This window comes from Bacteroidales bacterium, assembly GCA_017521245.1.
In the GTDB taxonomy this organism is placed as follows: domain Bacteria; phylum Bacteroidota; class Bacteroidia; order Bacteroidales; family G3-4614; genus Caccoplasma_A.
Map to the genome: position 1 here is coordinate 1 of JAFXDI010000053.1, position 8,079 is coordinate 8,079.

5 protein-coding genes and 2 tRNA genes are annotated in these 8,079 nt (G+C 35.9%); 4 read left to right on the plus strand and 3 right to left on the minus strand.

The annotated features are described in order from the left end of the window. Positions 1-141: 141 nt before the first annotated feature. Entirely contained in the window at positions 142-1,044 is a 903-nt protein-coding gene (locus tag IKK64_08580) for an EamA family transporter (GenBank protein ID MBR4120113.1), read from the minus strand. Positions 1,045-1,214: 170 nt separating this feature from the next. Here IKK64_08580 and IKK64_08585 point away from each other — a divergent pair, with 170 nt between their 5' ends. The 3 genes from IKK64_08585 to IKK64_08595 all read left to right on the plus strand — a co-directional run bounded on the left by IKK64_08585 (position 1,215) and on the right by IKK64_08595 (position 4,153). Then, positions 1,215-1,832: a DUF3256 family protein gene (locus IKK64_08585; protein ID MBR4120114.1), complete on the plus strand. Its 618-nt coding sequence runs from the start codon at positions 1,215-1,217 to the stop codon at positions 1,830-1,832. Positions 1,833-1,987: 155 nt separating this feature from the next. Continuing rightward, positions 1,988-2,260 carry an integration host factor subunit beta gene (locus IKK64_08590; GenBank protein ID MBR4120115.1) on the plus strand — a complete coding sequence of 91 codons (273 nt, stop codon included), beginning with the start codon at positions 1,988-1,990 and terminating at the stop codon, positions 2,258-2,260. Positions 2,261-2,575: 315 nt separating this feature from the next. Next, positions 2,576-4,153 (plus strand): Rne/Rng family ribonuclease, encoded by a 1,578-nt coding sequence (locus IKK64_08595; GenBank protein ID MBR4120116.1) that lies wholly within the window; start codon positions 2,576-2,578, stop codon positions 4,151-4,153. 750 nt (positions 4,154-4,903) lie between these two features. Here IKK64_08595 and IKK64_08600 read toward each other — a convergent pair. Then, positions 4,904-4,976, minus strand: a tRNA-Lys gene (locus tag IKK64_08600). A gap of 226 nt (positions 4,977-5,202) precedes the next feature. Here IKK64_08600 and IKK64_08605 point away from each other — a divergent pair. Next, positions 5,203-5,289 (plus strand) — tRNA-Ser (locus tag IKK64_08605). Between the two features lie 323 nt (positions 5,290-5,612). Here the strand turns inward: IKK64_08605 and IKK64_08610 are convergent. Next, a partial coding sequence (locus IKK64_08610; protein ID MBR4120117.1) for a T9SS type A sorting domain-containing protein occupies positions 5,613-8,079 on the minus strand: 2,467 nt, incomplete at its 5' end.

The following is an 8,079-nucleotide window of genomic DNA, read 5'->3' on the forward strand; positions in this document are numbered from 1 at the left end:
CTGAGCTATGGCACCTTGCTGTTTTGCGGTGCAAAGATAGGATGTTTTTTTGATTCTACCTAATTTTTAGCCAACTTTTTTGTTTTTATTTATATTTTAATTCTGTATAATATTATTAATCAGATATTTATGTCTTAAAAACTATTTGCTTCCTAAATACAAGAAATACATTCCTAATAGTACCAATGCTAAATCGAGGCTCTTTTTGCGAATGTTTTTCTCTTTAAAGAATGAGGCTCCTCCTATAAAAGCTACCACCACTCCGCTACGGCGACTCATTGATACTACCGATATCATTGAGTCGGGATACGAAAGGGCATAGAAGTATATGAAGTCAGCCGCAACAAGAAAGAGCGATACGCAAAGTATAGCTGGTGTCCAACGGAACGGTGTGGTATTTTTGCGTGTGGGATACCATAAGAATATTAGGACTATTGCCATTAGTGCCATTTGGTAGTAGGTGTACCATACTTGAACGGTCATGCGGTCAAACCCGTTACTCATAAGGTATTTATCGTAGAGTCCGCTTGCTGCCCCTGCTATGGTTGCTAATACTATAAAGAGTATCCATTTGTTGTGTTTAAAGTTTATCCCCTCGCTTTTGCCACTCCACGAGAGCATTAGAAAGGAACTTATGGCTAGTATTACTCCTATCCATTGATATAGATTAAGTTGCTCTCCAAATATTAGCATTGCTCCCAATAGGGTTAGTACGGGCTGTGATGCTTTTATGGGCGATGCTATTGTTATGGGCAAGTGTTTTATTGCAAAGTATGCGAGTATCCATGATGTTAGCACTATTACAGCCTTAAGCATTATGTATAGGTGTTGTTCAAGTGGTGCCTGAGGTACGTAAAAAATTGTTTGCTGTAGTATTTCTGGTGCTACACGTGATGCTATAATTAAAGGCAAAAACAGCAGACTGCAAAATAGTGTATTTAGGAATAGTACAGGTATAACCGCATTGTTTCTGAGTGCCGATTTTTTGAATATGTCATATATTCCCAACAGTGCTGCCGATATGAATGCCAATATTAGCCACATAGTTTTGTTCTTATTATGTTTGAGGATGCGAAGTTATATATTTTTTTCATTTTTATTAAGCTATTTGTTGTTGTCAACTTATTTTTATTTCATATCTTCGCAAGAGGTTTTTAAATTTTATATTGTTTATGAGTTTTGTTAGGAGATTTACTCTTATTGTCCTATTTGCAATGATAAGTTTTGTATCACAAGCAAAGGGTGGAGAAGATTCTATTGAAAGATTCTTCATAGATATGCCTGATGAGGAGATAGAGTATCTTGATATGTCGTTAAAGCGAGAAATGATTGAACTATATAAAGCGAACTCAACTGTTAAAGCACGCAATTTAATGGGAGGAGAGTCATGGATTTCTTATATAGACTCTTCAAGGATAGATATAGTTCTTGCTACAAATAAGTGTTTTATGACTATAAAGCAGTATAAAAGGCGGAATAAAGAAATTTATGCTGTTATTAAAACTTTGTACACTCCTATTGCTGATAGTTATCTCAGTTTCTACAATGGTGATATTGAACAACTTGAGACCTCTAAATATTTTAAATATCCCAAATTTTCTGATTTTTTTATCAAAACAAAAGATAAAGAGTCAAAGGGTGTAATGGATAAAATATCAATGTTGTTCTATAAAATAGATGTTTCTACTGAGGGAGATTTGCATATCTCGCCAGATGATATGTGGTTAGATGTTTTAGAGCCAAAATTTCAACAACATTTATCTGAGATAAGAAAAAAGAATCCAATATGTTATAGATGGGATGGCAAGAAGTTTAAACAAATTGAGTATTAGAGTATAAGGTGTATTGATTAAAATTTTACATAATTAGGTTGTTTTTAATCTTTTATTTGGTTAGAACGATAAATTTGTATATATTTGCATCCCAAATTGGAAAACTATCCAAGAGATTAGACGAGAAATAGTAAAAAAATAAAAAGTTTAAGAAGATGACTAAAGCAGAAATTGTTTCGGAGATTTCAAAATCTACCGGTATAGAAAAAGCGATTGTTTTAACAACTGTTGAGAAGTTTATGACATCAGTTAAAGATTCGTTGGAGAAAGGAGAGAATGTATATCTAAGAGGTTTTGGTAGCTTCATCGTTAAAAAAAGAGCTAAAAAAACAGCACGTAACATCTCAAAAAATACAACAATCATTATCCCTGAGCATAATATTCCCGCATTCAAACCAGCTCAAACGTTTGTAAATAAAGTAAAATAAAAACACTTTAAATTTATAATAAGATGCCAAGCGGTAAAAAAAGAAAAGGCCATAAAATGGCCACACACAAACGTAAAAAAAGATTACGTAAGAACAGACACAAGAAGAAATAATAGTCGCTGATGCTTAAATCAGAAAGATTGTTATGTCGTAAAAGCGACAACTTCTAAGGTGAAAAAAATCAAAGGACTTAAATCGGAACGATAATGTTCTTTGATTTTTTTACATATAGAGGATAAGTGATATCGGTGGATATCATATACCCTATATCTATTTTGATACAAAACAATTACTAACTATAAACGAATTTTAGACGTGGCAACAACAGAATTAGTAATTGACGTGCAGCAAAAAGAGGTTTCAATTGCACTACTTGAGGATAAACGATTAGTTGAGTTGCAAAAGGAATCAAGCGAAGTGTCGTTTTCGGTAGGCGACATCTATCTTGCTCGCGTCAAAAAAACGATGCCGGGTTTAAATGCTGCGTTTATAGATGTAGGATACAGTAAGGAGGCTTTTCTTCACTATCTCGATTTGGGCGAGCAATACCTTAGCGTAAAAAAGTATCTAAAGCAGATAACTTCAGATCGCAAAAAACAACCTGAATCGCTATCGAAGTTCAGAATGCAACCCGAACTGCCAAAAGAAGGTTCAATAGAGGATGTATTAAGTGTGGGAGATGAGATATTAGTTCAAATAACAAAAGAGCCAATATCAACAAAAGGTCCACGCTTAACAGCAGAAATCTCTATACCGGGACGTTTTTTGGTACTTGTTCCATTCAGCGATAAAGTTTCGCTATCGCAGAAAATTAAGTCAAACTCTGAACGCACTCGATTAAAACAGCTAATCCAAAGCATAAAACCACAAGGATTTGGAGTTATAGTTCGTACAGTTGCAGAAGGTAAAAAGGTTGCAGAACTCGATAACGAACTAAAAACTTTGGTAAAATGCTGGGAAGAGGCAATGCAACGGGTACAACGAGCAAAAATACCATCGTTAGTAAATGCCGAAACATCGCGAACAGTTGCTGTTTTACGAGACTTATACAATCCTTCGTTTGAGAACATCTACGTTAACGACAAGGAGACATTTGCCGAAATTGAGAACTACATAAGTTTGATTGCCCCAGAAAGAAAAGATTTTATAAAACTATACACAGGCGAGTTGCCAATATTTGATAACTTTGCCATAACAAAACAGATAAAATCATCTTTTGGGAAAACAATTGCAGTTAAGAATGGGTCCTATCTTGTTATTGAGCATACCGAAGCATTACATGTAATTGACGTAAATAGCGGACCTCGATCAAAGGCAGAGGGGCAAGAGGAGAACGCCGTAGAGGTAAATCTTGCTGCAGCAGAGGAGATAGCACGTCAGTTGCGTTTACGCGATATGGGAGGAATAATTGTTGTTGACTTTATCGATATGGACAATGCCGATAATAGACAATTATTGTACGACAGAATGCGGGAACTTATGTCAAAGGATAGAGCAAAACACAACATCTTGCCATTGACAAAGTTTGGATTAATGCAGATAACACGTCACAGAGTGCGTCCTGTACTCAACATTACTGTAACAGAAAACTGCCCAGTATGCAATGGAAAAGGAAAAATCAGCTCATCTATATTGTTTGTTGACAGAATGGAGGAGAAGATTGCTTACCTTGTGAAGAAAATGCGAGTAAGAAGGTTTTCATTACATTTACATCCTTACGTAGCCGCATACGTAAACAGCGGCATATTCTCGCTGAAGATGAAGTGGAGATTAAAATATTCACCATTCTTCAAAATCATACCGAACCAGTCACTCGCTCTGCTTGAATATAAAATTTATGATAACAAGCGAAACGAAATTGACCTAAAAGATGAGATAGAGGTTAAATTGTAAAACCTTATCATCACTCACAAGCAACGAGTAAAAACTAAAGAAATTTAGAGGGTGACTCAAAAGTAAAATTGAGTTACCCTCTTTTTGTTTTATCCTTCCTATTAGAACTCTCTAAAGTTTGGGTATACATGTTAGAAAAAGAGTTGATAATTTGCTTTATCTCATCTATAATACACCTACTATCAGAAGCCTCACTTCATAAGCCTTGACAAAAGTCAGTGTGATAAATGTTTCCTATATTCTCAATACGATTTTGCTCTGTTATAATTTCTTTGATTTTTTTGTTTCGTTTGCCATTGAATAGGAGTGTATTCATCAAAGGTAATATACTTTCTATAAGTATGAGTTAATTTAGAACTCAATTTATTCCTTTCCTGTTTTCTCAACTTTCTTTTTCTGTCAAAAACGGCAGAAACATGTTATAGTGCCAGAACTTTATTTTTTGACTTCAAGCAACCGAATTACAACAAAATTAGGTGGTAGCGTATGAGTTACCGCTCATATAGGTAGCGCAAATGTCCCTTTCTGTCGTTCCCTGTTGTAGTTAGTAAATCATTTGCTTTTCACGTCAAAAGTTTGCCCCAAATAATTTATTGTTAGTTCTTCTCAGATTAGAGCAAAAAAGTAACTCTCAAAAGTTCCTTCTCGTAATTCGCCCTGTGTCGATTTTTTTGTATTTAAGTAAAACTTATAGGTGAGAGTCTCAGACAACAAAAAAGAAGGCAACCGATTGGTTGCCTTCTTTCTAAGTGATCCGCCTGGGGCTCGAACCCAGGACCCCAACATTAAAAGTGTTGTGCTCTACCTGCTGAGCTAGCGAATCTCCCTTATTGCGCATTCGTTTTCCGAAATGCGTTGCAAAAGTAATAAAAATTTTATTAATGACAAAATATTTTGCAATTATTTTTGCAATAAAAATAATTTTCACTGATAATTAATATCTTATTTATTAAAACAACAAAGAAAATACGTAATATTTATTTAATATAATTTGTAAATTCAAAAATTGCTATTATCTTTGCACACGCAAAAGGTTAAGCACAAACCAAGGAAGGATGGGTGAGTGGCTGAAACCAACAGTTTGCTAAACTGTCGTACTCGTAAGGGTACCGGGGGTTCGAATCCCCCTCTTTCCGCACCAGATTAAAGAGTTTGAACATCGTTCAAACTCTTTTTTTTGTGATTTCATTTTATCAAAACTTGTTTTTAAGGATAAAATGAGAGAGCAAAAAAAGAGAAGTTATATGCAAATATAAAAATACAAATATATTTTTACCCCACCCCATTGTTGATAATTGTTAAATAAGGGAACTGTCATCAGATTTCATACTAATTGACACAAAAAGAGGGTGCAGAAATTCTGCACCCCCATAAAGTTATTTTATTGTTTTGTCATTGGTCTCTGACAACTTACCGCTGGGCGGTTGTAGTTACGAAACCGACAACTAAAAACCAACAACTACTTTTTTGCTACTTTCATTACTTTTAGCAATCCTTCTTCTCCCTTAACTTTGATGAAGTAGATACCGCTCTCTCCATCGATAGCGATAGGATAAACCTCTCCTGCTGTTGCTGAAAGTGATGCTTGGTCAAGCATACGACCTGCGTTGTCATATACCTCAACTGTGTAAACACCATCCTCAACGAAGCTTACGCATACCTCATTATCAAATGGGTTAGGGAATGCTTGCATCTCATCAATTGCTACATCCTCAACACCTGTTGGATATACAGTTACTACGTCAAGAGTTTTAGTATCTGATCCCCATCCGTTTGACAATGTAAGTGTAGTTTTATAATCACCTGTTTCGGAATAAATTGCTTTTGCTTCTCCTCCCGCTTTATCTCCAGTTGCTAACAACATACTTGCACCTCGTATTTTCCATGAAGGAAGTGTTTCAATCTTATAGTTAGTTCCTGAGATAAATGGTGCACCAGCAGCAAATGTTATCTGCTCTGTTTTATATGCACTATTAGTAATGGTTGAAGGATCATATAGCGATGCAACAAGTCCCTTGTCATAACCTGTACTCTTTAACGTATTGTTGCTTTGAGGCTCAGATTCAAAGTCCCAATAACCTATAAAATTAGCATCGGTTACGTTATTAACATGTTGCATTGAATTTTTAATTTCTTGTGCAGATAGCGATTTCTTATATAAACGAACCTCATCAAGAGTTCCGTCAATTCCTGCACGTTGATAAGCACGACCACCAATCATTATCACATTTGATGATTTCCAATCATACAAGTTCAATGTTGCAGTTCCTGATCCTACAAGTTTACCATTGATATACAACTCCAATGTTCTGTTAGAAGTATATCCGCAAACCATTGCTACATGATACCATGTTTCAGGTTTAAATTCAAAGTCTTTAGATATATTCAATTCTTCACCCGCATTAGTAATCAAACGATACGACAAGTGGAATTTGCCATCAGCATCAAGTGTACTCCAAATATAACCCCAATCGCTTGCTGGCCAAGGATCCGATGCAGTACGAACATTTAGGAATTGAGTTCCGTCAGTTTCATGATTAAATCTATTAATGTATAACCAGAAAGTCAATGTAAATGGTGTCTGTTTATTAAATCCAAGTTGTCCACAAGGAATTCCAAATGCTTTCTCTCCAAGAGCAAAACCGCGAGAAACATATCCATCGGCATCAGATCTTCCAGTATAATTAAATGTTGTAACCTCTCCTACATCAATCCAATCGTTATCATCAGAGCCTTTCAATGTTAGAGTATTAATCTTTGGTAATGCACCAACCTCAGCAGGAGATATTTGTATTTTACCGCGATATACCTCTGTTGCTCCATTTTGTGTCAAATACAAGTCATAGATTCCCTCTTCGTTTAACGATGTTGTAAATGAGTTTGCATTGAATGTTCCTTTTACTGCATCGTTCTCTGATGCTTTGATTACCCATGTTGCGGCTGCATGAGTTGGATCGTCAAATGCTACTGTAAACTCTTCTCCTGCTTTGATGATTGGTTTATCTATTGAGAAACCTTCTACAACATTATTTGTGGGAGGAGTTATCCAGTTTCCCCAAGCAATTGCACTTTCGCTCATTCCGTCAAGAGCAACAGCAGATACTCCAATACGAATACGACCACCTTTACTCAAATCGTATGGTGCTCCAACAACGTATGCTGCCCATGATGTAGTTGCAGTACATAATACTGGAGAACAACCCTCCTGCTCTGTATATATTTTATAGAACCATGTTTTTACTTGCGAGTTATAAATACTCTCATAATTTTGTCTCGAACCATAGAAGTTTGAATTCATATCAAAAATTATTTTCATATCAACTCCCTTATAGGTACGAGTCATAGCCTTTGATGTTTTAACATTAGGTTTACCAGGAGTAGTACTTGTTCCCCTTGTCAACGATAACTCTCCAATTAAGATTTTAAAATCAGATGTAGTATTAGTAAATCTCAATCCAAGTTGTGCTAATGTTTGTCCGTCTAATTTCAAACCACTACGATTGGCAACTTTAATAGTCTTAACCTCCCACTCATCTTCTGCTGATGCATTTGCCTTTATTGTTGCTGCAACCTCTGTTGTGGGTGCTGCCTCTGTTGAAGCTGTCAATGCAATTGTTCCTGTTCCTGATACAACTTTGTAACGAACTGTTACAACGTCGTTATTAACTACCGGATATTTTGTTTTGAACAATTGCAAGTATGCTTTGGTTGTTGCTCCTGAAATTTGCAAACAAGAGCCTCCCCACCATGCATCATCCCAACAAAACTCTGCTATCATATCGGTCGATGCATCGCTTGCATTTTTACCCATAAAGTTTTTGGTCCACCACCAACGCCATGTTGGAAGATAATCTTGCATACCAAGATTGTACCATTCTCTATCAAATGTAGTTACTCCTTCCTCTTTGAAGAACATTCCGTTTCCC

Coding starts and splice junctions, on each gene's coding strand:
- IKK64_08580 (MBR4120113.1), bottom strand. CDS start 1,044: ATGTGGCTAATATTGGCATTCATATCGGCAGCACTGTTGGGAATATAT.
- IKK64_08585 (MBR4120114.1), top strand. CDS start 1,215: ATGATAAGTTTTGTATCACAAGCAAAGGGTGGAGAAGATTCTATTGAA.
- IKK64_08590 (MBR4120115.1), top strand. CDS start 1,988: ATGACTAAAGCAGAAATTGTTTCGGAGATTTCAAAATCTACCGGTATA.